Source organism: Mycolicibacterium sp. TUM20985, from assembly GCF_030295745.1.
Classification (GTDB): domain Bacteria; phylum Actinomycetota; class Actinomycetes; order Mycobacteriales; family Mycobacteriaceae; genus Mycobacterium.
In genome coordinates, this window is sequence record NZ_AP027291.1 from 2,446,535 (window position 1) to 2,471,255 (window position 24,721).

General features: G+C 66.4%; 24 protein-coding genes and 1 pseudogene. 15 read left to right on the top strand and 10 right to left on the bottom strand.

Translation table 11 applies throughout. The annotated features are described in order from the left end of the window. Positions 1-77: 77 nt before the first annotated feature. Entirely contained in the window at positions 78-908 is an 831-nt protein-coding gene (locus QUE68_RS11970; protein ID WP_454786354.1) for an EamA family transporter, read from the top strand. A gap of 307 nt (positions 909-1,215) precedes the next feature. Then, on the top strand, positions 1,216-1,968 hold the full coding sequence (locus tag QUE68_RS11975) for a hypothetical protein (protein ID WP_284226258.1): 753 nt from the start codon (positions 1,216-1,218) through the stop codon (positions 1,966-1,968). On the opposite strand, the gene QUE68_RS11980 is transcribed toward QUE68_RS11975, so the two are convergent. Genes QUE68_RS11980 through QUE68_RS11995 form a run of 4 tightly spaced genes read right to left on the bottom strand, consistent with a single transcriptional unit; the run spans position 1,941 to position 6,046 of the window. After that, entirely contained in the window at positions 1,941-2,804 is an 864-nt protein-coding gene (locus tag QUE68_RS11980) for an ABC transporter permease (protein WP_284226259.1), read from the bottom strand. The genes QUE68_RS11975 and QUE68_RS11980 overlap by 28 nt on opposite strands. Then, positions 2,801-3,676: an ABC transporter permease gene (locus QUE68_RS11985; RefSeq protein ID WP_284226262.1), complete on the bottom strand. Its 876-nt coding sequence runs from the start codon at positions 3,674-3,676 to the stop codon at positions 2,801-2,803. Before QUE68_RS11985 ends, QUE68_RS11980 begins: the two co-directional genes overlap by 4 nt. Before the next feature lie 10 nt (positions 3,677-3,686). Further along, positions 3,687-4,859 carry a polyamine ABC transporter substrate-binding protein gene (locus QUE68_RS11990; RefSeq protein WP_284226264.1) on the bottom strand — a complete coding sequence of 391 codons (1,173 nt, stop codon included), beginning with the start codon at positions 4,857-4,859 and terminating at the stop codon, positions 3,687-3,689. Between the two features lie 47 nt (positions 4,860-4,906). After that, positions 4,907-6,046 carry an ABC transporter ATP-binding protein gene (locus tag QUE68_RS11995; RefSeq protein ID WP_349816696.1) on the bottom strand — a complete coding sequence of 380 codons (1,140 nt, stop codon included), beginning with the start codon at positions 6,044-6,046 and terminating at the stop codon, positions 4,907-4,909. A gap of 312 nt (positions 6,047-6,358) precedes the next feature. Between QUE68_RS11995 and QUE68_RS12000 the strand changes: the two genes are divergently transcribed. The 3 genes from QUE68_RS12000 to QUE68_RS12010 are packed head-to-tail and all read left to right on the top strand — an operon-like array spanning position 6,359 to position 8,782. Beyond that, a complete protein-coding gene (locus QUE68_RS12000; protein ID WP_284226265.1) occupies positions 6,359-7,771 on the top strand; it encodes a purine-cytosine permease family protein in 1,413 nt (470 codons plus the stop codon). Between the two features lie 9 nt (positions 7,772-7,780). Beyond that, positions 7,781-8,260: a TspO/MBR family protein gene (locus QUE68_RS12005; protein ID WP_284226267.1), complete on the top strand. Its 480-nt coding sequence runs from the start codon at positions 7,781-7,783 to the stop codon at positions 8,258-8,260. Positions 8,261-8,266: 6 nt separating this feature from the next. Next, on the top strand, positions 8,267-8,782 hold the full coding sequence (locus tag QUE68_RS12010; protein WP_284226268.1) for a phosphate-starvation-inducible PsiE family protein: 516 nt from the start codon (positions 8,267-8,269) through the stop codon (positions 8,780-8,782). 5 nt (positions 8,783-8,787) lie between these two features. Here the strand turns inward: QUE68_RS12010 and QUE68_RS12015 are convergent, their stop codons facing one another. Both QUE68_RS12015 and QUE68_RS12020 read right to left on the bottom strand, forming a co-directional pair. Beyond that, the gene (locus QUE68_RS12015; RefSeq protein WP_454786355.1) at positions 8,788-9,912 is read right to left on the bottom strand and encodes an epoxide hydrolase family protein; all 1,125 of its coding nucleotides are present in this window, start codon (positions 9,910-9,912) and stop codon (positions 8,788-8,790) included. A 5-nt stretch (positions 9,913-9,917) separates the two neighbouring features. After that, the gene (locus tag QUE68_RS12020; protein ID WP_284226272.1) at positions 9,918-11,420 is read right to left on the bottom strand and encodes an adenylate/guanylate cyclase domain-containing protein; all 1,503 of its coding nucleotides are present in this window, start codon (positions 11,418-11,420) and stop codon (positions 9,918-9,920) included. 202 nt (positions 11,421-11,622) lie between these two features. Between QUE68_RS12020 and QUE68_RS12025 the strand changes: the two genes are divergently transcribed. Beyond that, complete coding sequence (locus QUE68_RS12025; RefSeq protein ID WP_284226273.1) at positions 11,623-12,834, top strand: acyl-CoA dehydrogenase family protein; 1,212 nt, start codon at positions 11,623-11,625, stop codon at positions 12,832-12,834. Between the two features lie 16 nt (positions 12,835-12,850). On the opposite strand, the gene trhA is transcribed toward QUE68_RS12025, so the two are convergent. Next, positions 12,851-13,600 carry a PAQR family membrane homeostasis protein TrhA gene (gene trhA / locus QUE68_RS12030; RefSeq protein ID WP_454786356.1) on the bottom strand — a complete coding sequence of 250 codons (750 nt, stop codon included), beginning with the start codon at positions 13,598-13,600 and terminating at the stop codon, positions 12,851-12,853. Between the two features lie 329 nt (positions 13,601-13,929). Between trhA and QUE68_RS12035 the strand changes: the two genes are divergently transcribed. The 5 genes from QUE68_RS12035 to arcC all read left to right on the top strand — a co-directional run bounded on the left by QUE68_RS12035 (position 13,930) and on the right by arcC (position 19,564). Continuing rightward, a complete protein-coding gene (locus QUE68_RS12035) occupies positions 13,930-14,727 on the top strand; it encodes an SDR family NAD(P)-dependent oxidoreductase (RefSeq protein ID WP_284226276.1) in 798 nt (265 codons plus the stop codon). 116 nt (positions 14,728-14,843) lie between these two features. After that, a complete protein-coding gene (gene arcD, locus QUE68_RS12040) occupies positions 14,844-16,325 on the top strand; it encodes an arginine-ornithine antiporter (protein ID WP_284226277.1) in 1,482 nt (493 codons plus the stop codon). Between the two features lie 56 nt (positions 16,326-16,381). Then, a complete protein-coding gene (locus QUE68_RS12045; RefSeq protein ID WP_286275810.1) occupies positions 16,382-17,581 on the top strand; it encodes an arginine deiminase in 1,200 nt (399 codons plus the stop codon). Between the two features lie 25 nt (positions 17,582-17,606). Beyond that, positions 17,607-18,611, top strand: a complete 1,005-nt coding sequence (locus QUE68_RS12050) for an ornithine carbamoyltransferase (protein WP_284226280.1) — start codon at positions 17,607-17,609, stop codon at positions 18,609-18,611. 11 nt (positions 18,612-18,622) lie between these two features. Continuing rightward, positions 18,623-19,564 carry a carbamate kinase gene (arcC, locus tag QUE68_RS12055; protein WP_284226281.1) on the top strand — a complete coding sequence of 314 codons (942 nt, stop codon included), beginning with the start codon at positions 18,623-18,625 and terminating at the stop codon, positions 19,562-19,564. A gap of 7 nt (positions 19,565-19,571) precedes the next feature. Here the strand turns inward: arcC and QUE68_RS12060 are convergent, their stop codons facing one another. Next, positions 19,572-20,627 (bottom strand): glucose 1-dehydrogenase, encoded by a 1,056-nt coding sequence (locus QUE68_RS12060; protein ID WP_284226282.1) that lies wholly within the window; start codon positions 20,625-20,627, stop codon positions 19,572-19,574. A 79-nt stretch (positions 20,628-20,706) separates the two neighbouring features. Between QUE68_RS12060 and QUE68_RS12065 the strand changes: the two genes are divergently transcribed. Beyond that, entirely contained in the window at positions 20,707-21,180 is a 474-nt protein-coding gene (locus QUE68_RS12065; protein WP_286275647.1) for a MarR family winged helix-turn-helix transcriptional regulator, read from the top strand. Positions 21,181-21,229: 49 nt separating this feature from the next. Here the strand turns inward: QUE68_RS12065 and QUE68_RS12070 are convergent. Beyond that, a pseudogene (locus QUE68_RS12070) lies at positions 21,230-21,604 on the bottom strand (nitrate reductase); the annotation flags it as partial. Between the two features lie 197 nt (positions 21,605-21,801). Between QUE68_RS12070 and QUE68_RS12075 the strand changes: the two are divergent. The 3 genes from QUE68_RS12075 (at position 21,802) to QUE68_RS12085 (ending at position 24,464) form a co-directional block, all read left to right on the top strand. Continuing rightward, positions 21,802-22,872, top strand: a complete 1,071-nt coding sequence (locus tag QUE68_RS12075; RefSeq protein WP_284226284.1) for a sodium:calcium antiporter — start codon at positions 21,802-21,804, stop codon at positions 22,870-22,872. 42 nt (positions 22,873-22,914) lie between these two features. Next, entirely contained in the window at positions 22,915-23,466 is a 552-nt protein-coding gene (locus QUE68_RS12080) for a YceI family protein (RefSeq protein WP_286275648.1), read from the top strand. Between the two features lie 275 nt (positions 23,467-23,741). Then, positions 23,742-24,464, top strand: coding sequence for a LysM peptidoglycan-binding domain-containing protein (locus tag QUE68_RS12085; RefSeq protein WP_286275649.1), 723 nt, complete (start codon positions 23,742-23,744; stop codon positions 24,462-24,464). Here the strand turns inward: QUE68_RS12085 and QUE68_RS12090 are convergent. Then, a complete protein-coding gene (locus QUE68_RS12090) occupies positions 24,449-24,697 on the bottom strand; it encodes an FAD binding domain-containing protein (protein WP_286275650.1) in 249 nt (82 codons plus the stop codon). The two genes, QUE68_RS12085 and QUE68_RS12090, sit on opposite strands and share 16 nt — an antisense overlap. Positions 24,698-24,721: the final 24 nt, after the last annotated feature.

Below are 24,721 nucleotides of genomic sequence, written 5' to 3' on the forward strand. Positions count from 1 at the left end.
ATATCACGTGGACGCGAACGTTCTCCCTGCCATTCAATGCAACGGTGTTCACGAATCAGACCCGCATCGGGGTGTCGATGGCAACGGCCTCGATGTTGTTCGTGCAGGTCGGCCTTGCCCTGTCGCTGGGTCTGATGGACCGCATCGGCGTGGAGGGCGCGGCGTGGCTGCGGCTGACGTGGGCGGGCGTGCTGCTGCTGATCATCGTCCGGCCGCGTCCGTCGGCGTTCACCAAGACCACGTTCGCGACCTGCCTCGTGCTCGGCGTGGTCACCGCCGCAGTCACCCTCTTCTTCATGGCCGCCGTCGCGCGCATTCCGTTGGGCACGGCGAGCGCCCTGGAGTTCCTCGGCCCCCTCGGCGTCGCGGTCGCCAAGGGCAAGGGTCGGAATCGCTACGTCTGGCCGGGGTTGGCCGCCGCCGGCGTCGTGCTGTTGACCCAGCCGTGGGGGGAAGCCGCCGATCCCGTCGGCGTGGCCTACGCATTGGCCGCCGCCGTCTGCTGGGGCGGCTACATCCTGCTGACCCAGCGGGTGGGTGACGGCGTGGACGGAGTCAATGGCTTGGCGGTGTCCATGGGCGTGGCGGCAGTGTTCTCCACGCTCGTCGTCGGCTCGTCGGTGCTGCCGCGGATGACAGGTGAAATACTGCTGTGGGGAATCGGTCTCGCGATCCTGTTGCCGGTGATCCCCTTCACCCTTGAATTAATGGCGCTCCGCCGATTGACCACGGCGTCGTTCGGGACGCTCATGAGCCTGGAGCCGGCGTTCGCCATGGCGGTGGGATTCGTCGTGCTCTCCCAGGCGCCCGACGGCGTGGGGGTATTCGGAATCTGCCTCGTCGTCATCGCGGGGATCGGCGCCGCACGCGCCGGCACCAGGGCGCCGATCCGCGTCGACGTCATTTGAGCCCAAATCCTCGACCGGAGTCAGCAACCCGTGTCGACCCGGTCAGCTATGCGCGGGTGGCGAGGCCGATTCGCGGGGACGCATGTGGCCAGTGGTTCTATGCGGCGAGACTTCTGGAGCGCAACCGACGGCTGACGCCGCTGGCAAATACGTTGCTGTGGGTGTCAATTTCGACATAAACCTGAGGTTAGACAATATATATACCGAAGGTATTGTATTGCTCTGAGTCCCCACTTCACACGACGAAGGCAGGCCCCGAATGACGGCTGCACTGACTACCGAGCCTAAGCTTTCGCCCCTGGCGCACGTGACCTCGTGGTGGGATCCCGCCGGGGAGTGCACGGTGACCATCGCCGAGCCGGGCGCTGCACCCGACCTGTTTGCCGAGTATCACGACGGCGCCGTCGAGAGCTACGCGAAGTTCGGGGTGAGCGACGCCATCGATGCAGACCCAGGACGATGCGCGGATGACACCGCGCTGTTCTGGACGATGACCGATGTCGACGGACGAATGATCGGCGGGGTCAGGACCAAGGGCGTGCTGACCGCCCCGGAGGACTCGCACGCCGTCGTCGAATGGCGCGGCAGGCCGGGAGAGGCCGCCGTTCACAGGATGCTGGCGGACCGCATTCCGGCTGGAGTCATCGAGATGAAGGCCGCCTGGATGCGTGGCGACGGCGACCTGAGCCGAAGTCGGGCAAAACTACACGCCCGCAGCGGATTTCACCTCACCACGTGCTTCGACGTCGACTACTACATGGCGACCTCCGCGGCGCACTGCCTCGAGCGGTGGCGCTCCACGGGCGGGGTGGTGGCGCCCATCCCCGCGACGCCCTATCCCGACGAGCGGTACCAGACGAAGATGATGTGGTGGGACCGCAGGACGTTCACGACGCACGGCGAACCCGAGCAGGTCGACTCACTCGTCCACGAGATGGCGCGCATCGAGCAGACGTGGCCACGTGCCGCGGTCGGTGACCGGTTCTTCTGCCAACCGAGTCCCTGGATGATCTCGCCGAGGGTGCGTGCCGGTCAGGCGTCGACTCGCTTGCGGCGGTAGAGCGTTCCGATACCGACGAGCAGCAGGCTGATCAGCAGGATCGCCGTGGCGAGGACGTTGATCTGGGGAGGGACGGCGGCCTTGACCGCCGCGTTGACGTAGAGCGGGTACGTCACGGTGGAGCCACTGACGAAGTACGTGATGATGAAGTCGTCCAGCGACAGGGCGAACGACAGCATGGCCGCGGCGACGATACCGGGCACGATCAGCGGCAGCGTCACCTTGAAGAAGGTACGGGTCGGGCTCGCCCCGAGGTCCATCGACGCGTCCTCCAGGGTCCAGTCGAATCCGCGGACGCGGGCGCGGACGGTCATCGCGATGAAACTGATCTCGAAGGCGATGTGTGCGATCAGGATCGTGACGTATCCCGTCGCCCAGCCGAAGTCGAGGAACAGCACCAGCAGCGACGCTCCCATCACGACCTCCGGTGCCGTCAGCGGCAGGACGAGGAACGTGTCGATCGCCTTACTGCCCCGGAAACGTTGGCGCACCAACGCAATGGCCACCAGTGTGCCGAGCACCAAGGCGATGGCCGTGGAGACCGCCGCCACGTTGATGCTCAACTGGAGCGCATCGGTGAGGGCGGGGTACTTGAACGGGTTCAACCAGTTGTCGAGGGTGAAGCCCTGCCAGCTGTAGTTGAACTTGCCGGCGGGGTCGTTGAAGGAGAACAGGATGATGACGAAGATCGGGAGGAAGAGGTAGAACAGCACCAGTCCGGCGACGACGCGCAAGGTGACGTCGCCAAAGGCGAAGCGGCGCGGGCTCCGACGCGGCCTGGGTGTCTCGGCGCTCCCGGCGGCGTCGGTGATGAGGGGTCCGGCCGCGAGCGTCATACCAGTTCCTCCGTACCGAGCGCCTTGGTGTACAACAACACGCCCACCAGAATGAACGCCATCAGCACGAGGCTCAGCGCAGCCGCCGCCGGATAGTCCTTGACGACGAGGAACTGCTTCTGGATGACGTTGCCGATCATCGTCGTCTGAGTGCTGCCCAGGTAGTCGGCGTTGATGAAATCACCTGCCGCGGGGATGAATACGAGCAGGCTGCCAGCGAGCACGCCGGGCATCGACAGCGGCAGCACCACCTTGGTGAACGAACGGGCATTGCTCGAGTACAGATCCCGCGATGCCTCCAGCAGGCGCGGGTCGATCTTCTCCAGACTCACGTACAACGGCAGGATCATGAAGATGATCCAGTTGTAGATCAGACCGCCGATCACCGCCCAGCTGGTGGACAACAAGCGGCCCTCGCTGGGCAGCAGACCGACGCTGCCCAGCGCGCTCACCACCCAGCCGTCGTCGGCGAGGATGGTCTTCCACGCCAGCGTGCGGATCAGGAAGGTCACGAAGAACGGCAGGATCACCAGACCAAGGATCAAGTTCTTGTATCTACCGGCCTTGAAGGCGATCACGTAGGCCAGGGGATAGGCCAGCACGATGCAGACCACGGTGGCCGTCAGCGCGTACGTGAACGACCGGATGATCTGGTCCTGATAGATCGAGAACGCGTGACCGAAGTTGCCAACGTTCCAGTCGAACGACAGCGTCGGCAGGAAGACCGATCCGCTCATCGACGACAACGAGGTGCGGAGCAGAGACCAGATCGGCACCACGAAGAACAGCGCCAGGTACGCCAGCGCTGGCAGCACCATCAGGTACGGAGCGATCTTGCTCCGCTGGCGACTACTACTGGCTACACCCGCCATCCGCCGACCCTCAGCCGCCGGTGACGGCTGCGTACAGCGTGTTGTATTCCTGAGTCTGCTCATCGGTGAGCGGCGCCCAGCCCTTCACCATGTCCAACGTCGCCTTCGACGGGTTGACCAGCGGGTTGGCCGCGAGCTCTGGGTCGATCTTGTTCAGTTCGTCGGTCATGTCCGACAGCACCGGCACGTACTGGACGAACGCGACGAGCTTCGCGTAGTTGGCCCGGTCGTAGACGTAGTTGATCCACGCCTCGGCCGCGTTCTGGTTCTGCGTGGTGTACGGAATCACCATGGTGTCGACGAAGGTGGTACCGCCGGACTCCGGGACGACGAACACCAGGTCGGGGTTGTCGGCCTGCAACTGCACCACGTCGCCCGAATAGGCCTGCGCGATGGCGATGTTGCCCGCCGCGAGGTCGTCGGCGTAGTCGTTGCCGGTGAACCGACGGATCTGACCCTTGTCCTTCTGCTCCTTGACCAGGTCGACGGCCTTCTTGATGGACTCCGAATTCGGCTCGGCGGGCGACGCGCCCTGCGACATCATGATCATGCCGAGCGCGTCCTGCGAGTCGCTGAACAAGCTGACCTTGCCCTTGAATGCGGGATCCCACATGTCGTCGATGGTCTTGATGTCGCGCCCGGTCGCCGCCTTGTTGTAGGCGATACCGACGAGGCCGGACATGTAGGGGGCGCTGAACTTGCGGCCCGGGTCGACGCTCGCCTCGAGCAGATCGGTGCGCAGGTTGCCCTTGTTGGACCAGCCCGCGTCGCTGATCTCGTTGAGCCAGCCGAGCTGCTGGATGCGCGAGGCCATGAACGTGGTCGGAACCACCAGATCGGCCCCGATGTCCTGCTTGCGCGACAACGGCTCCTTCACCTTCGCGAACCACTGCTCGTTGTCGTTGAAGTCTTCCTTGTAGTCGACGGTCAAGCCGCTGGCCGTCTGGAACGCGGCGACGAACCCGTCGGCCATGTAGAGCGGCCAGTTCGACACGCGCAGCGTGCCGGTGGCGGGGCCCTCTGTGACGGAGGGACCGGCCGATTCCTTGCTATCGGATCCGCACGCCGCGAGGAAGGACGGGCCGAGCGTGAGGGCTGCGGCCGCGGCGGCGCCGCCACCGAGGAAGCGTCGCCGTGAGGTTCGTGCCGAAGCCATCCTGAGGGGATCGATCCGATTCGCCATGGAAGTACCTTTCGGTTTTTCTGAAGAGGGGTCGTCGAGCGGGGTCGTCAGGGTTCCGGAGGCGCGTCGAACATCTCCTCCAGGTCCTCGGTGGTCGGAATGTCGGCCGCCGGCAGCACCAGGGAGGCATCGGGAGCCCACGCGACGTGGACCCGGTCACCCGGTCGCAGTAGCGGCAAATTCTGTTCGGTACCGACGTGGGCGACGATCGGCGATCCGTCGGGCGCATCCATCAACAGCCGGACCACCGGACCCTGGAACGTCAGGTCGGTCACCGTGGCGGCGACCGTCGCGACGTCACCGTCGGGCCGATCCATCGACACCCGCACGCGCTCCGGGCGCACCATCAGGGTGGCATCGCCGCCGGGTTCGATCGCGGTGTCGCCGGGCCTGGCCCGCAACGTGGTGCCGAGCACCGACAGCTGGGCCAAATCGCCGTCCATTCCGTTCTGCTTGCCCGGCCAAAGATTTGCCTGCCCGATGAAGCTGGCGACGAAGACCGTCGACGGACGGTCGTAGATCTCGGTCGGGCTGCCGATTTGCTCGACGTTGCCGGCGTTCATGACCGCGATGCGGTCACTCATCGTGAGCGCTTCCTCCTGATCGTGGGTCACGTAGATGAACGTGATGCCGACCTCGCGCTGGATGCGCTTGAGTTCGAACTGCATGGCGTGGCGCAACTTCAGGTCGAGCGCACCGAGCGGCTCGTCGAGAAGCAGGGCGCTGGGGTAGTTCACCAGCGCCCGCGCCAACGCGACCCGTTGCTGCTGTCCGCCGGAGAGCTGCGCCGGCTTGCGCTTGGCGAAGTCGCTCAGCCGGACGATCTCGAGGAGCTCGTCGACTCGGCGCTTCACCTCCCCCTTTCCGGCGGTCTTGTCGATCTTCTTGCTGCGCGGACCGTAGGCCACGTTGTCCCACACGGTCATGTGCGGGAACAGGGCGTAGTGCTGGAACACGGTGTTGACGTTGCGCTTGTGCGGGGACAGCGTCGAGACGTCGACCCCCTCGAGGCGAATCGCCCCCTCGGTCGGCGTCTCGAAACCCGCGATCATGCGGAGCGTGGTGGTCTTACCGCATCCCGAGGGACCCAGCATCGAGAAGAACTCGCCAGACGCGATCGTGAAGTCGGCGTCCGCCACGGCGACGTAGTCGTCGAAACGCTTCGTCACGTGGTCGATCTCGATCACCGGCTGACCCGCGGTGCGGGTGCTCGGCTGTTCTCCCGTTGCGCTGTCGACGGCGGTGCCGTGTGTGCCGCTCAGGACGACCTCCCTGGTTCTGCGCACGGAGGGCGGGTCCCCTGGATGAGGTCATGGCCTGGCTCAGCCCCGTGCATGGTGGATAAACCTTCGCCGATGAGGACGACCTTCGCAAGCGATTCCGCAACGAATTTACATTTCGACAGTGGATTCCCTCGTCTCCGAGGTTGCCAGCGCCCCGAATCCGCTTGAGCGCACGGGCGGTAAAACATGGCCCGACGCCCGTGATCGAATGAACGCATGACACAGGAGGCCGTCGACTCGGGGCCGGCTAGGAACACCTCAGACAGTTCGCTGACTGCATCACCGTTCAGTGGCCGGACCCCCAGCGGCGTCGGTGACTTCTCCGTCGAGACCCACGGCATCGCGCCCGTCCCCGCCGACCGGCGATACGGCACCCCGCGCCGCCTGTTCACGGTGTGGTTCGCCCCGCAGGTCAACATGACCGGCGTCTTCACCGGTGCCCTGGCGATCGTGCTGGGGCTGGGGTTCTGGCTGGGCCTGCTCGCGATGGTCATCGGGACCCTGCTCGGCTCGGTCGTGGTGGGCTACCTGTCGACGTGGGGACCGCGGACGGGCACGGCCCAGCTGCCCGGCTCCCGGATGGCGTTCGGGGGCGGTGTCGTCCTGCCGGCCGCACTGCAGTGGCTGTCCTCGATCGCCTGGGACGCGCTGGTCGGCTTGTTCGGTGGAGAGGCGCTTTCGCTGCTCCTGGGAATCCCGTTCTGGGCGGCCGTGCTGATCGTCCTCGGCGTGCAGGGTGTCGTCGGCTTCTTCGGCTACGAGGTCATCCACCGGCTGCAGGCGGTGCTGACCGTGGTGCTGCTGGTCACGTTCGTCGTGTTCGCCGTCAAGCTCGTCGGCGGGCACGACATCGTGACCCCGGCGGTCGCTCAGGGTCCCGACCTGATCGGGGCGTTCGTGCTCGAGGTGACGATCTCGCTCAGCCTGGCGGTGTCGTGGGCGAGCTACGCCTCCGACTTCAGTCGATACCTGCCGTCGACGTCATCGCGGCTGAGCGTGTTCGGCTATACCTTCGCCGGCATCTTCGTGGCGTACGTCTTCGTCCAGGGCATCGGCATCGCGGCGGGCGACCTGGTCTCGGAGCAGACCGCCGAGGGCGTCCGGTCGGTGATGGGTGGCGGTTTCCTCGGTGGGTTGGCGCTGCTGATCATCGCGCTGGCGTCCATCGGCTCGGGGGTGATGAACGACTACAGCGGATCGCTGGCACTGCAGACGCTCGGTGTCAGGGTCCGCAGGCCGTTGTCGTCGCTGTTGGTGACGGCCATGGCGTTCGGCCTGATCCTCTGGCTGCACTCCGCCGACACCGCAGCCCGGTTCCAGAATGTGCTGCTGTTCGTCAGCTACTGGATTCCGGCGTTCGTAGCGATCGTGGCGGTGGACTGGCGGTCGAGGCTCGGGGGACGCGCCACGCTCGATCCCGCCTGCGAGCCCACCGGTCGGGCCGACGCGGTGGCGGCCGTCCTCGTGTTCGTCGCGGCCTACGCCGTGGCCGTGCCGTTCATGGACACGTCGATCTTCGTCGGTGCGATCGCCGCGAAGTGGCACGGCGCCGACATCGCCTACTTCGTCAACTTCCTGGTGGCCCTCGCGCTCTACGGGGGCTACCGCGCGATTCGCGCACGGCGCTAACCTGTCGGCATGCGCGCTCTCACCCTTGTCAAGACCGGCACCGCGGCCGCGATCACCGCGGTCTCCGGCGGCCTCGCGACCGGGCCGGTCGTCCAATCGCAGTGGTATCAGACCCTGCGCAAGCCCAGTTTTCAGCCGCCGCGACAAGCGTTTCCGATCGTGTGGCCGCTGCTCTACGCAGACATCGCCGTGGTCTCGGCGTCGACCATCGACACGCTCGACGAGCGCGGCGAGGCAGACGCCGCCCGTACCTACTCGGCACTGCTCGCGCTCAATCTGCTGCTCAACGGCAGCTGGTCGTGGCTGTTCTTCAACCGTCGCCAGCTCGGTCCGTCGGCGGTTCTGGCAGGGGCCCTCGCCGTCAGCAGTGTCGATCTGACCCGGCGGGCGGTCAAGGTCAACGGGTCCGCCAACGCGCTGTGGCCGTACCCGCTGTGGTGCGCCTTCGCGACCGCGCTGTCGACCCGCATCTGGTGGCTGAATCGCTGATCGACGATGCCTAGGGACCTCAACGCCGACGGTGAAGCCGACGGGGACGTCGAAACGGAAGAAGGAGACCGCCAGCGACTGGCCGACCGCGTCCTGAGTTGGGTCGAGGACGCCATTTACTGGGCGATCGCGGTGGTGCTGGCGCTCGGTTCGGTGGCGCTGCTCGTCGCGCAGTTCAACACGATGCTGCGGCTGCGGAACACGCCGACCTCGACGCTGATGCTCGAGATCCTCGACGGACTCCTGCTGCTGTTCATCTTCGTCGAGTTGCTGTACGCGGTGCGGGCGTGCCTGCGTTCGCACGAGATCGTGGCCGAGCCGTTCCTGATCGTCGGCATCCTCGCGGGCATCAAGGAGATCGTCGTGCTGTCCGTCGAGGCGGCGACACTGCTCGAGAAGGGTCCCGAGTTCTCCCGCGCCATCGTCGAGATCGGCGTGCTGGGAGGTGTCGTCCTCGTATTGGCCTTGGCGGCGTACGTCTTACGCGTCAGGCGCCAGCACGGCGACGGCGCGACCGGCTGAGCGCGTCACCGCACGGTCGCGAAGAACGCCCTGACGTCGTCGACCCACAGCTCGGGTTGTTCGAACGCCGCGAAGTGGCCGCCGCGCGGCATGGTGGTCCACCGGGTGATGTTGTAGTTGGGCTCGCACCAGGATCGTGGTGGGCAGGTGATCTCCTTGGGGAACGCCGCGATTCCGGTCGGTAGCTCCACGCGGCCGCCGGGTCCGGAGGCGGCGGTGCGTTCCCAGTACAGGCGGGCCGACGACGCGCCGGTCGCCGTCACCCAGTAGAGCGTCACGTCATCGAGCATCTCGTCGCGGGTGAGCGCGTTCTCGGGATGGCCGTCACAGTCGGTCCACGACCAGAACTTCTCGATGATCCACGCCAGCTGTGCCACGGGGGAATCGACCAACCCGTAGCCAAGGGTCTGCGGCCGCGTGGCCTGTTCCTTGAAGTAGCCCGAATCGACGTTGCGGTAGTACGCCAACGCGGCGAGTGCCGCCTTCTCGTCGTCGGTCGGATTCTCGGTCGCGCCGGCCGGTGGACTCCCGATCGGAAAGTTCGTGTGAATCCCTATGCAGTGACCGACGTTTCGGCCGATGTCGGTCGTCACGGCCGATCCCCAATCACCGCCCTGCGCGCCGTAGCGGTCATAACCGAGCCGCACCATGAGCGTTTCCCACGCCCGGGCGATCCGGCCGATGTTCCACCCCGTTGCGGTCGGCTTCCCGGAGAATCCGTAACCCGGCAGCGACGGGCACACCACGTGAAAGGCGTCCTTCGCGCTGCCACCGTGTGCGGTGGGGTCGGTGAGCGGTGCGATGACCTTCTGGAACTCGACGACCGAACCCGGCCAGCCGTGGGTGATGACGAGCGGGAACGCGTCGGGGTGTGGAGAACGCTGATGGATGAAGTGGATTGGCAAACCATCGATCTCGGTGGTGAACTGGTCGAACCGGTTCATCGCCGCTTCGCGGGTGCGCCAGTCGTACTCGTCGGCCCAGTACGCCGCGAGCTCGCGGGTGTAGGCCAGCGGGATGCCCTGGCTCCAGTCGTCCACGCATTCGGGCTCCGGCCAACGGGTCCCGGCCAGCCGGCGCCGCAAATCGACCAGGACGTCGTCGGGCACGGCGATGCGAAACGGCTCGATGGTGCTCATGGTCCGTCATCCTTCTCTTCCCGGCTGGCGGGGATCGACACCTGGGTGGGCTCGCCCCGGCCACGCAACACCGTCGACCCGTGCGCGATCCACAGCCCGCATTCGCCTGCGTCGGCGCGGGAGATGGCCGCACCGGAGGCCATGGTTCGGCCGTGGATGGTCTTGGCGCAGTCGGCAAGACGTGCCGCCTCGTTGACGGGATCCCCGATCACCGTGTATTCATATCGGTCCTCGGCACCGATGTTGCCTGCGAAGACGGGCCCGGCCGAGACCCCGATGCCGAAGTCGACGACGGGTAGCTCGCGCAGATCCGCCGAGAGGGCGCGGGCGGTGGCCAGAGCCGAGGTGGCCGCGCCGTCCCTCCCGAAGACGACCAGTGCCGCGTCGCCCTGAAACTGGTTGATCAGACCGGCATTGTCGTTCACCGCGGCCACCACGATCCGGAAGAAGTCGTTGAGGATGTCCGCGACCGCGGGAGGGCTGAGGGTCGCGGCCATGGCGGTGGACCCCGCGAGGTCGATGAACAGGATCGCCACCTCACGGACCTGTCCGGTCAGGGAGTCGTCGCCGGAGATGGCCAGCCGTGCCACGGCGTGTCCGACGTGGCGGCCGAACAGATCTTGGATGCGGTCCCGCTCCGCCAGGCCGGTGACCATGCTGTTGAAACCGCGCTGCAGACCGCCGATCTCGGACTGCTCGTACACGTCGACGGTGCGACCTATGCGTCCCTGCTCGACGTCGGCCATGGCGGCGACCACGTCGCGGACGGGATCGGCGATCGAGCGGGCCACCAGGATCAGGGCGCGCAGGCCGAGCAGAACCGACACCACCGACAACACGACGATGGGGATGTCCAGCGATGCGGTGGTGGGGATCAGCCAGCCGTTGGCCTTGCACATGACCAGCGCGACGATCGTGGCGCTGGGCAGCGCGCTGTTGAACGACCACATCATCACCAGGCGGCTGGCGATTCCCGGCGAGGTGGTGCGAACGGCGGCGTCGTCGGTAGCCGCCGCGACGATCGGTCGCGAAATGCGTTGGGTGAAGAGAAGACTGGCGCTGACCGTCGACATGCCGCCGAATCCGGCGGCGAAACAGATCAGCATCGTCGGGCCGACGCCCGCCGTGACGTTGAACAGCAGGAGGACGGCACCGCCGATCGCCCAGACGGCGAGCAGGAGGAAGGATTGATGCCGGACGATGTTGATCGCCCGGCGCCGCTGGCCGGCATCGGGAGTGGTCGCCGTCAGGAACCAGCGCAGCGACGACCCGATGTGCAGGTAGCCGCCGACGGCGACGACGACCGTGCTGACCACGACGGTGGCGGCGACCAGCACCAGGTTGGTCTGCGTCAGGAGCGACTGGGTGTTGCCGAAGCTCTGGCCGGAGAGCGACCACACCACGGCGAGCACCTCTGCGGCGGTCATCAGGTGGGCGGCGGTCAAGCCCGCCGCATAGCGCAGCGCCAGCGGGGTCTCGCGTGTGTCTTCGTGCGGCATGGGGCGCCGGTCCCGTTCCTTCCGTGTCGGAGTAACGCTGCCACACCTGAGCCGCCTGTGACGTCGTCGTGGTCCAATCGACCTGGTTGGGTCGGGTGGCAGCAGGCTGTGTACAGTCGTTCACCGACTGATGACGTGATTGCCACGGGCGACAGCCCCGGCCGCCCACGTGCGGGAGGCCACCGCCGAAAGGACCACCCGCGTGACGTTTTCGCTTGACCTCTCCGACGACGTGATCGAGGTCAGAGATTGGGTGCACGACTTCGCTGAGAGGGTCGTCAGGCCCGCGGCCGCGGAGTGGGACGAGCGCGAGGAGACGCCGTGGCCCATCATCTCCGAGGCCGCCAAGATCGGCCTCTACTCGGTGGAGCTCTTCGCCACCCAGGCCGCCGAGCCGTCCGGGCTGGGCTTGCTCACGGTCTTCGAGGAGATGTTCTGGGGTGACGCCGGCATCGCCCTGTCGATCCTTGGCACCGGGCTGGCGGCCGCGTCACTGGCGGCGACCGGAACACCAGAACAACTGGGGGAGTGGCTGCCTCAGATGTTCGGCACCGTCGAGGAGCCGATGCTCGCCTCCTTCTGCGCCTCGGAACCCGGCGCCGGCTCCGACGTCTCGGCCATCATCACCCGTGCGCGCTACGACGAGGCGACGGACGAATGGGCCATCAACGGGACCAAGACGTGGGCCACCAACGGCGGCATCGCCAACGTCCACATCGTGGTTGCCTCGGTGCACCCCGAGTTGGGTTCGCGTGGTCAGGCGACCTTCATCATCCCCCCGGGCACCAAGGGTTTCAGTCAGGGCCAGAAGTTCAAGAAGCACGGCATCCGCGCGTCCCACACCGCCGAGGTGGTGCTGGACGACGTCCGCATCCCCGGCCGCCTCATCATCGGCGGCAAGGAGAAGTTCGACGAACGCATCGCGAAGGCGCGCGATGGCAAGAGTTCCGCTGGCCAAGCCGCGATGAAGACCTTCGAGCGGACCCGGCCGACGGTCGGCGCGATGGCCCTTGGCGTGGCGCGGGCGGCCTACGAGTACGCCCTCGAATACGCGCAGCAGCGTGAGCAATTCGGTCGGAAGATCGGCGACTTCCAGGCCGTTGCGTTCAAGCTCGCCGACATGAAGACCAGGATCGACACCGCCAGATTGCTGGTGTGGCGGGCCGGTTGGATGGCTCGCAACGACAAGCCGTTCCTCAACGCCGAGGGCTCGATGGCCAAGCTCGCGGCCAGCGAGACCGCCGTCTACGTCACCGACGAGGCCATCCAAATCCTCGGCGGAAATGGTTACACCCGTGACTATCCCGTCGAGCGCATGCACCGCGACGCAAAGATCTTCACGATCTTCGAGGGCACCAGCGAGATTCAGCGTCTGGTGATGGCCAGGGCGATCACCGGGCTGCCGCTCAAGTAGTCGAGTCGTTCCCCGGTTACAGGACGAGCAACCATATCGCGGCGTAGTGGCACAGCGCCCCGGCCGCGGTGAACGCGTGGAAGAACTCGTGGTAGCCGAAGGTCTGCGGCCACGGGTTGGGCCAGCGGACTCCGTAGAGCACGGCTCCGATGTTGTAGAGCACGGCGCCGGCGATGAGTAGGGCGAGGACACCGACGCCACCCCCCGCGAGGAGGGCTGGAGCGAAGAAGACGGCTGTGTAACCCAGCACCAGGTAGAGAGGAACCCCCACCCACCGAGGCGCGGACGGCCAGAACATCTTGAGCGCCACCCCCGCGGCGGCACCCGAATACACGATGGTGAGAACCAACTTCGCCGTTTCCGGCGGCATGGCCAGCAGCGCCAACGGTGTGTAGCTGCCCGCGATGAAGATGAAGATCATCGAGTGGTCGGCCCGCTTCATCCACTTGTACGTGGCCGGATTGACCCAGCGCACGCGGTGATAGACCGCGCTGACCGTGAACATGCCGATGATCGTGGCCGTGTAGACGAGGGTCGCCACGCCCGCATGGGGTGGACCGACGAGCCAGGCCACCGGCACGAGCACCGCGCCGGCCACGATGGCGCCGACCGCGCACACCGTGTGGATGAGGCCCCGGGCGCTGGGGATGTGAAAGAAGTCGGTGACGGTGTCCGCGAGGACCTGGGGTAGGTCGTCGTCACCACGGAGGATCTCCGGAGTGTCGCCGACCGTCGTCCGTTCCGACTCGGTCGATCCCGTGATCATGCCGCTCACGGGGAAACCGATCTGTGCTCGTTCAAGACATCTCCGCTGTCGAGGTAGAACCGTTGCCAATCGGCGTGGGTGCCGCAGTGCGGGCAGTGCCTAGGTCGAGGCTAGCCCAACGAAACCCCCTCGTGGTCACGGACGTGGCGTCCGACGGGTGAAGCTCTGGTGACGATTCCGTCTCGCCGCGGCCTGGCCTGCGGGGTTAGCCGAAGTGTGACTTCGCAATGCGATTTCGGCCAGGTTGCCGTGACATAACCGAAGGTAGGGGTTGTCGGCCATGCTGTGGTCGGCGTGAATGGCCACGCCGAGACGATCGAGGAGAAGCGATGAGCAGGTTCGGCGGCAAGGGTGTGCTCGTGACGGGCGCGGCGTCCGGCATCGGCAGGGCCACGGTCGAGCGGCTGCTCGGCGAAGGCGCCCGCGTGGTGGGCGTCGACCTGGGCCAGGCGCCTGCCGGTCTCGACGGCGAGGACTTCACCTACCGGTCGGGGGACGTTCTGGACGCGGAAGCCGTCGGCGCCGCCGTGGCGGACGTGGTCGCTGCGGCCGGTCGACTCGACGGAGTGGTGCATGCCGCGGGCGTCGCCGGTGGCGGACCGATCCACGTGCTGCCCGACGAGGAGTGGGACCGGGTCGTGGGCGTCAACCTCAAGGGCACGTTCATGGTGTCCAGGGCGGCGCTCGGGCAGATGGTCGGGCAGGAGCGGGTGAACGGTGAGCGAGGGGCGATCGTCAACCTGGCGAGCATCGAAGGTCTGGAGGGCACCGCCGGCGGCAGCGCCTACAACGCCTCCAAGGGCGGCGTCGTCCTGCTCACCAAGAACACCGCCATCGACTACGGACCGAGCGGTATCCGCGCCAACGTGATCTGCCCGGGTTTCATCCAGACGCCGATGTTCGATTCGGTCATGGGGATGCCGGGATTCGAGGGACCGCGCGAATCGCTGCGCCACGAGCACAAGCTCCGGCGCTTCGGCCGCGCCGACGAGATCGCGTCGGTGGCGGCCTTCCTGCTGTCGGCCGACGCCAGCTTCGTCAGCGGGCAGGCCATCGCGGTGGACGGCGGGTACACCGCCGGCCGGGACCACGGCGTCACCGAGCTGATGGGGTTGGGTGAGCAGTAGGACTTGCGGCTGCGGATCGAGGACTTAAGCCTCCTCTCTGCAGACGGCCGGCTCCCTACCGTCAGTGACGCGGGTCACAGCAGTGGCCGTGCATTCTCGTGGACGGAGAGAAGGTCATGTCAGACACCGTGGTTTCCAGGCCTCCCGAGGCGCCGCGCACGGCCAGCGCGAAGACCGGCCTCGGCATGGCCGCCCTCACGGCGATCGTCGTCGGGTCCATGATCGGCAGTGGCATCTTCGCGCTGCCCTCGCAGATGGCGGCCAGCGCCGCACCCGGTCCACTGCTGATCGGCTGGGCCATCACGGGCGTCGGCATGCTGACTCTCGCATTCGTGTTCCAGACCCTGGCCAACCGCAAGCCGGACGTCGACGGCGGCGTCTACGGATACGCCCGCGCCGGCTTCGGCAACTACATCGGCTTCACCTCGGCCTTCGGCTACTGGGTGTCGGCCTGGGTCGGCAACGTGGCCTACCTGGTCCTGCTGTTCTCCACGCTGGGCTACTTCTTCCCCCAATTCGAAGGTGGCGCAACGGTTCCCGCCATCATCGGCGCCTCCATCGTGCTCTGGATCGTGCACGCCATGACGCTTCGTGGCGTGAAGACCGCGGCATTGGTCAACGTCGTGGTGACCATCGCCAAGGTGGTACCGATCCTGGTGTTCATCGCCATCGCCGCGGTCGGCTTCAAGGCCGGACTGTTCTCGGCAGACTTCTGGGGCCGCGCCGTACAGATCGACGGCGCACCGCTCGGCGACACGATGAGCCAGGTCAAGAACATGATGCTGGTCACCGTGTGGGTGTTCATCGGCATCGAGGGGGCCTCGGTGTACTCGCAGCGTGCTGCCAGACGCAAGGACGTCGGCCGCGCCACGGTGCTCGGCTTCGTGGCGGTGTTGGCGCTGCTGCTCATGGTCAACCTGCTGTCCTACGGCCTGATGGCCCAGGCCGAACTGGCCGGTGTGCCCGACCCGTCGATGGCCGGTGTGCTCGAGAACGAGGTCGGCAGCTGGGGTGCGGCGTTCATCTCGATCGGTCTGGTCGTCTCACTGCTCGGGGCTCTGATCGCCTGGGTGCTGCTGTGCGTCGAGATCCTTCGTCTGCCCGCGCTGGAACACGTGATGCCCAAGGCGTTGGCCCGCGAGAACGCCCATGGCGCACCGGCAACCGCGCTGTGGCTCACCAACCTGTGCGTCCAGGCGCTGCTGCTGTGGACCCTGGCCAACTCGAGCACCTACACGAACCTGGTGTACCTGGCGACGTCGCTGATCCTGTTGCCGTACCTGTGGTCTGCGGCCTACCAGGTGCTGCTGGCGGTCCGCGGCGAGACGTACGGATCGGGCGGCGGCCGAGCCCGAGACCTGGTCATCGGCGTGATCGCGCTGGGCTATGCGGTCTGGCTGGTCTACGCGGGGGGCTGGCAATACCTCCTGGTTGCCGCGATGTTCTATCTCGTCGGCACCGCGCTGTACCTATGGGCGCGTCGCGAGAGTCATCTGCCGTTCTTCACCACACCGGAATGGGGTGTCGTCGCCGTGGTGGCGCTGACGTCCGTCCTGGCCGCCGTCCTGATGGCCACCGGAAACCTGTCCGTCCTGTGAACGCCACCGAACGCAAGCTCGGCGTCTGGTCCGAGGCGGGCAAGCTGCGGCGGGTGATGGTCTGCGCGCCAGGTCTCGCCCATCAGCGGCTCACCCCGGACAACTGCCACGAACTGCTCTTCGACGACGTCATCTGGTTGCAACAGGCCCGCCGTGACCACTTCGACTTCGTCGCCAAGATGGTCGACCGCGGTGTCGAGGTGCTCGAACTGCAGGACCTGCTCGCCGACGTCGTCGCGAAACCCGATGCGCGGGACTGGGTTCTGGACCGCAAGGTGACCGATGATCTCGTCGGCCCGGGCCTCACCCACGAGATCCGCGCCTGGTTGACCGACTTGGCTCCAGAACGGTTGGCGGAGTTCCTCATTGGCGGTGTCGCGTACCAAGACGTGGTCGACGAACTGGGCAGCAGCTTCCTGTCCCTGTTCAACGAGCTGGACCCGGCGGGCTTCGTCATCCGGCCGCTACCCAATACGCAGTTCATGCGCGACAACTCCGCCTGGATCTTCGGCGGCGTTGCGTTGAACCCGATGTACTGGCCCGCGCGCCGTCAGGAGACGCTGCTCACCACCGCGGTGTACCGATTCCATCCCGCCTTTGCCGACGAGACCTACGACGTCTGGCTGGGCGATCCGGACGGGCTGCCCGTCGACCACGGCATGGCCAGCCTCGAGGGCGGCGACGTGATGCCGATCGGCAAGGGCCTGGTGGTGATCGGCATGGGGGAGCGGTCCTCGCATCAGGCGATCACCCAGGTGGCGCGCAATCTGTTCGCGGCCGGAGCGGCCGAACGGGTGATCATCGCCAGCCTGCCGAAGACCCGCTCGGCGATGCACCTGGACACCGTGTTCACCTTCTGTGACCGCGATCTGGTGACGGCGTTCGCACCCGTCGTCGACGGGATCGTGCCGATCAGCCTGCGGCCGGACGACGGCTCACCGTCCGGGCTGGACGTCCGCCGCGAGCCGAAGGGATTGGTCGAGACCATCGGCGAGGCCATCGGCGTGAAGTTCCGCGTCGTCACCACGGCGGGTGACGTGTACGGCATCCAGCGTGAGCAGTGGGACGACGGCAACAACGTGGTGGCTCTAGAGCCCGGCGTCGTCATCGGGTACGACCGCAATACGCTGACCAACACGGCGCTGCGCAAGGCGGGCGTCGAGGTCGTCACCATCGACGCCAGCGAGCTCGGCCGGGGTCGCGGTGGCGGCCGATGCATGACCTGTCCGATCCTGCGCGATCCGCTCTACACCTAGTTCCTCTCGGAAGGACGAACCGGTCATGGCCTACAACAACCGCAACCGCAGCCTGCTCAGCCTGGTCCACCACACCGACCGCGATCTGCACTACCTGCTCGACCTGTCCCGAGACCTGAAGCGGGCCAAGTACTCCGGAGTCAGCCGAAACAGCCTCGCGGGTAAGAACATTGCCCTGATCTTCGAGAAGACCTCGACACGGACCCGGTGCGCCTTCGAGGTGGCGGCGCACGACGAGGGGGCGCACGTGACCTACATCGATCCGACGTCATCGCAGATCGGGCACAAGGAGTCGATGAAGGACACCGCCCGGGTGCTGGGCCGGATGTACGACGCTATCGAGTATCGGGGCGCGGGGCAGGAGATCGTCGAGGAGTTGGCGGAGTACGCCGGGGTGCCGGTCTTCAACGGGCTCACCGACGAGTTCCATCCGACGCAGATGCTGGCCGACGTGCTCACCATGACCGAACACAGCCCAAAGCCGTTGCACGACATCGCCTACGCCTTCCTCGGCGATGGCCGCAACAACATGGCCAACTCGCTGCTCCTGGTCGGCGCGAAGCTGGGCATGGACGTCCGCATCGGCGCACCCCGGGAGCTGTGGCCCACCGACGAGCACGTAGCGATGTGCCGTGAGTTCGCGGTCGCGTCGGGGGCGCGGATCACCATCACCGACGACCCGAAGGAAGCGGTCAGCGGCGTCGACTTCATCCACACCGACGTGTGGGTGTCGATGGGGGAGCCGATGGAGGCATGGGGGGAGCGGGTCGACATGCTGCTGCCCTTCCAGGTGAACGCCGCGCTGATGCTGGCGGCAGACAATCCACGGGTCAAGTTCATGCATTGCCTCCCGGCCTTCCACAATTCGGAGACCAAGGTGGGCGCCCAGATCGCGGCGCAGTACCCGTTCCTGGCCAACGGTGTCGAGGTCACCGACGACGTGTTCGAGAGTCCGGCCAACATCGCCTTCGAACAAGCGGAGAACCGGATGCACACCATCAAGGCGGTCCTCGTGGCCGCGCTCAGCTGAGCGCGCGCAGCATGCGGATCGTTATTGCGTTGGGGGGCAACGCGCTACTGCAGCGCGGGCAGCCGATGACGGCGGACAATCAGCGGGCCAACATTCGCGTGGCGGCGGAGTGCATCGCCGCGGTGGCACCCGGAAACGAGATTGTCGTCGCGCACGGAAACGGGCCGCAGGTCGGGTTGTTGGCGCTGCAGTCCGCGGCGTATCACGATCTTGGGCACGGGGTGGCGCCGTATCCACTGGACGTCCTCGGTGCGCAGACCGAGGCGATGATCGGCTACGTGATCGAGCAAGAGCTCGGCAATCTGCTGCCGACTGAACAGCCGCTCGCCACGCTACTGACGATGATCGAGGTAGACCGCGACGACCCGGCGTTCGGTCACCCCACAAAGCCGATCGGTCCCGTTTACGACAAGGAGACCGCAGAGACCCTCGCGGCCGCCAGCGGCTGGTCCATCGCGCCCGACGGGGACAAGTTCCGTCGCGTCGTAGCCAGCCCAAAACCGCTGCGGATATTCGAGATACGCCCCATTCGCAGCCTGCTCGAGCAGGGCACGATCGTGATCTGCGCAGGCGGCGGCGGGATCCCGACGATGTACGACGAGCACGGCAAGCTGCACGGCGTCGAAGCCGTCATCGACAAGGACCTCGCGTCGGCCCTGCTCGCCGAACAACTCGACGCCGACCTTCTGGTCATCGCCACCGATGTCGACGGCGTGTACACCGGCTGGGGGACACCCGAACAGACCCGGCTGGGTCGAACGACACCGGACGAAATCATCGGGATGGACCTGCCTGCCGGGTCGATGGGCCCAAAGGTGGCGGCCGCGTGCGGCTTTGCGCGCAACACCGGGAAGGAAGCCGTCATCGGCTCGCTCGCCGACATCACCACCATCGTCGGCGGCACGGCGGGCACCAGAGTGCGCACCAGCTGGGCGGATACAGTCAGCGCATGAATTCGGATCAGACGTCGTCGAGGGTGATTACGACCTTGACGTCGTCTGGTCGGGCGGTGAAGGCGTCCTGAGCGTGGTGCAGTGGGACGCGGCGGGTGACCAGGCTGCCCAACCAGTCGGAGTCGGCCTTGCCCAATGCTTCGGCGGCGTAGTGGTAGTGGCGCAGGTTGGCGTTGACGGACCCGATCACCGCGTCATTCTCCAGCACGATGTCACGGTTGATGGTGCCAGCGTCGACGGTCAGCGTGCGTCCGGTCGGTGACACCCCGGTCAAGCAGACGATGCCGTAGGTGGCTGTGTGGGCGATGGACCCGAAGACCACCGGCCCGGCGCCGGTGGCCTCGATGACGACGTCGGGATTGACGCGGGCGGCGACGTCGTCGATGTCCCCGTGGTGGTACGTGGCGCCGAGCGCGGCCACGATGCCCGGCTTGGGTCCGTCGCTAACGCGGTCCAGCACGTGGGTCTGCAAACCCTGCTGCACCCCGAGCAGTGCCGCGAGCAGACCGATCGGGCCGGCGCCGGTGATCAACACGCGCTGCGGGGCGAAGTAGGAGCGTTCCCCGACGCGGCGCACCTGTTCCCAGGCCTTGGCGACCACTGTGGTCGGTTCCATCAACATCCCCACCTCGCGCAGCCGGGGGGCCAAGCGCACCGCGTAGTCCGGTTCCACGGTCCAACGCTGGCTGCCGTACCCGTCGCGTTCCTTGATGCCGCGTTCGGTGTAGCGGCCGTTGCGGCACATGTCGAACTCGCCGTGCGCGCACGCCCCGCACGGCACCGGGTCGGGCCGGCGCACCACCCCGACGACGAGGTCGCCCTTGGTGAACCCGCTGCCCAGCGGTGCGCTCGCGACCCTCCCCAAGGACTCATGTCCGATGACCAGACGGTTGCGACCTGGTGGTGCCCAGCCGTACTCACCGGCGACGATTTCCTTGTCGGTGCCGCAGACACCGATGGCCAGTCCGTCGACCACCAAGGCACTGGGATCGTCGTCAGGGTCGTCGACGTCCTCGAGGCGCAGCGACGACGCCATACCGGGCGTCACGGTCAAGGCCTGCATCGTCGATGGGTTACCGGCGCGGAGTCGTTGCAAACGTGCAATCATTGCGTTCCAGTAAGGATCATGGAGGGAAGAGCCGATGCCGAGTCGCCACCCCGGTGTTGCCAAGGGTCAGGTGGACGCGGTGATGCGCGCGTCGCGCGCTCTGGTGGGGATCACCGCCGCGTCGATTGCCGAGGTCGACGACCAGGTGACGCTGCCGCAACTGCGAACGATGATGATGATCGCCACCCGCGGCGCGATGAATTTGGTCGCGGTGGCGGCGGGACTGGGCGTCAGCTCGCCCAACGCCAGCCGGATCTGCGACCGCCTGCTCAAGGCCGGCATGCTGGACCGCAGCGAGGATCCCGAGGACCGCCGCCACATCACCCTGACGTTGACCGCCGACGGCGACGCACTCGTCGAACGGCTGATCCGTCACCGGCGCAAGGCGATTCGACGGATTCTGTGTACCATGACGCCGCGTGAGCGCGATGACCTGGCGATCGTCATGAACGGCTTCGCCGATGCCGCGGGCGAGCCACTCGGGAAACCGACCCCCGCGCTGGTCTGACATCCCCAAGCTTAGGGGAGGCGCCGGCCGCGGTGAGATCCGACGCCGAGGTGCGCGAGACGATCCGGTCCAACGCGGTGTCCCAGTCCGTGTCTACCAGTTGGCCGTTGCGGCGGATCAACGGGGCGCTCAGTCGGTCTGGTGAGGAGTTGGCTCGCCACCCGAAGAGATCTTTCACGTCCAGCTGGCCGGGGTTGACCCGGTCCACCGCTCGCCCGCGCACTCCGACGATGCGGGCGTCGCGCTCCGCGATGTCCAATCCGTCACCGTTGGAGTGCAGCACCGCTGCCGTTTGCACCCACCGCCGCACTTGATCGTCGGTGATTCCGTCCGCCAGCTGGGTGTCCACCCGGCGGGGCCATTGTTCGTCCCGGCCGTAAGGGGTGCGCGCACCCCACGGGTCGGCAATTCGATCCGTCTCCACTGCCATCGCGTCTGCTGTTCATTGATCGCTCGCCCGGGACGTGACTTTTCGTTGCGCACCCGCAATCATTGATCTCAAGCACATATTTGACGGCGCTGATGTTCGTTGTTCGACCCTGGTCGACCTTCACGCGCAGAAGAAGTGTTTCGAATGCTGCGGCGTGGCAGACGCCCGACGCTTGGACGGGAAGGTACGACGTGGCGAGTTGGCCGTCATGGCTGCTGGTGATCGGGTTCGTCGCGGCCGCCGCAGCGATCTGGGTGGCCGGCATCTCCCTGTCCAACCAGACCGACGTGCTGTCCACGCGGCTGCACCTCGGGTCGGCGCTAGGCGGGCTGATCCTGTTAGCGATCGCGACCAACCTGCCCGAAATCGCCATCGTGGTCAGCGCCTCGCTGTCGGGCAATCTCGAGGTGGCGGTCGGCAACATCCTGGGCGGTATCGCCATCCAAACGGTGGTACTGGTAGGGCTGGACGTCTTCGGTCTCCGCGGATCTCGACCCCTGACCTACCGGGCCGCCTCACTGGTCCTGGTGCTGGAGGCGGCACTGGTCGTGGGAGTGTTGGCCATCGTGATCGCCGGAACCCAACTTCCTGGCACGTTGATCGCCTGGCGCGTCACCCCGGCGGCGCTACTAATCCTGCTCGCGTGGGTCGGCGGCCTACTACTGCTGCGGCGGGCTGGACAATCACTCCCGTGGCACGAATCCGGGCAGCCACCCGACGGCCAGACCCACCCGCGAGGCCACAGCGCCACCCGAACCGAGCAGTCAGCCACCAAACGAGGTACAAGCACCGCGAAGTCCACCACGATCTTCGGGATCGCGGCCGCGGTCACACTGGGCGCCGGAGTCGTCCTCGAACGCAGCGGCGACGCACTCGCCGACCACATCGGACTGTCCGGAGTGTTGTTCGGCGCCACCATCCTTGCTGCCGCCACCTCATTGCCCGAACTGTCGACCGGCCTGACGTCGGTGCGCAACGGCGACTACCAGCTCGCCGTATCCGACATCTTCGGCGGCAACGCCTTCCTGCCCGTGCTGTTCCTCGTGGCGACGCTACTGTCGGGCAACGCCGTGCTGCCCCAAGCCGAACGCACCGACATCTACCTCACCGCGCTGGCCATAGTGCTCACCCTCATCTACGCGGCCGGCCTTCTGTTCCGCCCGCAGCAGCGCATCGCTCGCATGGGGGTGGACTCCCTGGCCGTCATCGCCGTGTACCTACTCGGCGTCGGTGGCCTGTTCGCCATCGCCAACGTTGGTTGACGAGCCGCAACGCTGGATCAGCTGGGCGGATACAGTCAGCGCATGAGTTCCACGTCGTGGACGCTGGACGCCTCCGTCGGTCAGCTCTTCCTGCACACGGGCGTCGCGGGTCGGGCGGCCCGGCTGGGTCACGACCTGACGATCGCCATGAACGCGTGGGAGGCCGAAGTGTCATGGGCCGGTGGCAAACCCACCGCGGTGGAGCTGAGGGTCGAGGTGTCCTCGCTGGAAGTGCTCGAGGGGCACGGCGGGGTGAAGTCGCTGTCGGGTCCGGAGAAGGCGATCGTGCGGTCGAACGCGCTGAGTGCGCTCGACGTGAAACGCCATCCCACGATTGGTTTTCAGTCCGACGACATCGAGGAGACCGGCGACGGCTACCGCCTCGTCGGGTCGCTCGACATCCATGGCACGACAAGGCCGCGAACGATCGAACTGCACACCGAGGATCTCGGCGACGCGTGGCGGGTGTCCTGCGAATCCGTGGTCCGCCAGTCGGAGTTCGGCGTCAAGCCGTACTCGTTGTTCATGGGCTCGCTCAGGGTCGCCGACGACGTGACGGTGTCGTTCACCGCGAGCTGGGCGAAGGACGACTGACCGTCACAGAATCGGTGGGCCGCGGCGTCGGGCAGGCGTCGGTTGACCGCTCGACGACTCGCCCGGGCAATGCGACGCACACCGGATCCTAAGCGCTGCAAGCAATCCGACGGGCGTCAAGACCATCGTCAGCAGTATCAAAAGGGTCAATGCGTTCGCCATGCCTACTGAATATTCGCCTCCGCGCACGTGACCGACAGTGGCAGTAATGCCACGGTTAGAATAGATACTGCCATGATGCGGCGGTTCAACCGAAGACAGGTAGTCCGCTACGCGTGAGCACGAGTGTCGCGCCGCCATACGTTCAGCGTGCGGAGAAGGGCTCCGCCACGGCGCTGAGGAGCAACGACATGAAGACCTACCAAGTACGAGCAGGTGACACGCTCTCGGTGATCGCTCTTCGCGAATACGGCGACGGCACCTTGTATCCGGTGATTGCCCGCCAGAATCAGATGAACAATCCTGACGTGATAGGCGTTGGTGAGGAACTCTTGGTCCCGTACGTCACCATGCGGCATCACTTCACCACGCCCGATTCCACCGACGCCCGAAGCAAGCTCACGCTGCACTACTACGGCACCGCAGACACCCGTGTCCAGCTCATCTGGGAGATCGTCAATGGCGTGGCGCAGCGCGAAATACAGTCCGGTGCTTGGCTGCTCGTTCCGGACCTGGCCGACGTCGGGCACCACACCGTGGTCGCGCCCGAGACGTTCGATTCGTTGGCAGATCGTTGGTACGGAGACGCGCACCTGGCAGAAGTGATCCGGCTGGCGAATGACATTCCCTCCGGAAGCGACGCCACCGACGGTCAGTTATTGATCGTGCCCAGGCTGAATCGCAGGGTGCACGTCGCGGGGGACACGCTGGAATCGCTGTGTCGCGAGCAGTACGGCGACGCGGAGGTCGCGACCCGCATTGCGGTCGTCGCCGCGGCCAACCGCATCGGCGACCTGAATGCGGTTTTCAGCAATCAGGTGATCTACTTCCCGTCGTGAGACCGATCGACCCTCGCGGGTAGCCTGGGCCGCCGTCCGCGGATCGCTTCTTCGGCGTCGCCGCATCGCCATGGCTTGGTGGCCAACCCGCCGAGTGCGATGCCGATATCGGCGACGGCCTCGCCGTCCATCCGCACGGCCACGGCCGCTGAGACCAGGGCGAAGGCGTACGAGGAGCGGTCACGCAGCTTGCAGAACGACGAGGTTTCGAACAGGTGCCGTGGAACCGTCACTGTTGTGATGACGGTCGCGCCCCG

Excerpts from the sequence above, each read along its gene's own strand:
- QUE68_RS11970 (WP_454786354.1), top strand. The coding sequence starts at position 78 with ATGGCAACGGCCTCGATGTTGTTCGTGCAGGTCGGCCTTGCCCTGTCG.
- QUE68_RS11980 (WP_284226259.1), bottom strand. The coding sequence starts at position 2,804 with ATGACGCTCGCGGCCGGACCCCTCATCACCGACGCCGCCGGGAGCGCC.
- QUE68_RS11985 (WP_284226262.1), bottom strand. The coding sequence starts at position 3,676 with ATGGCGGGTGTAGCCAGTAGTAGTCGCCAGCGGAGCAAGATCGCTCCG.
- QUE68_RS11990 (WP_284226264.1), bottom strand. The coding sequence starts at position 4,859 with ATGGCGAATCGGATCGATCCCCTCAGGATGGCTTCGGCACGAACCTCA.
- QUE68_RS12000 (WP_284226265.1), top strand. The coding sequence starts at position 6,359 with ATGACACAGGAGGCCGTCGACTCGGGGCCGGCTAGGAACACCTCAGAC.
- QUE68_RS12005 (WP_284226267.1), top strand. The coding sequence starts at position 7,781 with ATGCGCGCTCTCACCCTTGTCAAGACCGGCACCGCGGCCGCGATCACC.
- QUE68_RS12010 (WP_284226268.1), top strand. The coding sequence starts at position 8,267 with ATGCCTAGGGACCTCAACGCCGACGGTGAAGCCGACGGGGACGTCGAA.
- QUE68_RS12020 (WP_284226272.1), bottom strand. The coding sequence starts at position 11,420 with ATGCCGCACGAAGACACACGCGAGACCCCGCTGGCGCTGCGCTATGCG.
- trhA (WP_454786356.1), bottom strand. The coding sequence starts at position 13,600 with ATGATCACGGGATCGACCGAGTCGGAACGGACGACGGTCGGCGACACT.
- QUE68_RS12035 (WP_284226276.1), top strand. The coding sequence starts at position 13,930 with ATGAGCAGGTTCGGCGGCAAGGGTGTGCTCGTGACGGGCGCGGCGTCC.
- arcD (WP_284226277.1), top strand. The coding sequence starts at position 14,844 with ATGTCAGACACCGTGGTTTCCAGGCCTCCCGAGGCGCCGCGCACGGCC.
- QUE68_RS12045 (WP_286275810.1), top strand. The coding sequence starts at position 16,382 with ATGGTCTGCGCGCCAGGTCTCGCCCATCAGCGGCTCACCCCGGACAAC.
- QUE68_RS12050 (WP_284226280.1), top strand. The coding sequence starts at position 17,607 with ATGGCCTACAACAACCGCAACCGCAGCCTGCTCAGCCTGGTCCACCAC.
- arcC (WP_284226281.1), top strand. The coding sequence starts at position 18,623 with ATGCGGATCGTTATTGCGTTGGGGGGCAACGCGCTACTGCAGCGCGGG.
- QUE68_RS12060 (WP_284226282.1), bottom strand. The coding sequence starts at position 20,627 with ATGCAGGCCTTGACCGTGACGCCCGGTATGGCGTCGTCGCTGCGCCTC.
- QUE68_RS12065 (WP_286275647.1), top strand. The coding sequence starts at position 20,707 with ATGCCGAGTCGCCACCCCGGTGTTGCCAAGGGTCAGGTGGACGCGGTG.
- QUE68_RS12080 (WP_286275648.1), top strand. The coding sequence starts at position 22,915 with ATGAGTTCCACGTCGTGGACGCTGGACGCCTCCGTCGGTCAGCTCTTC.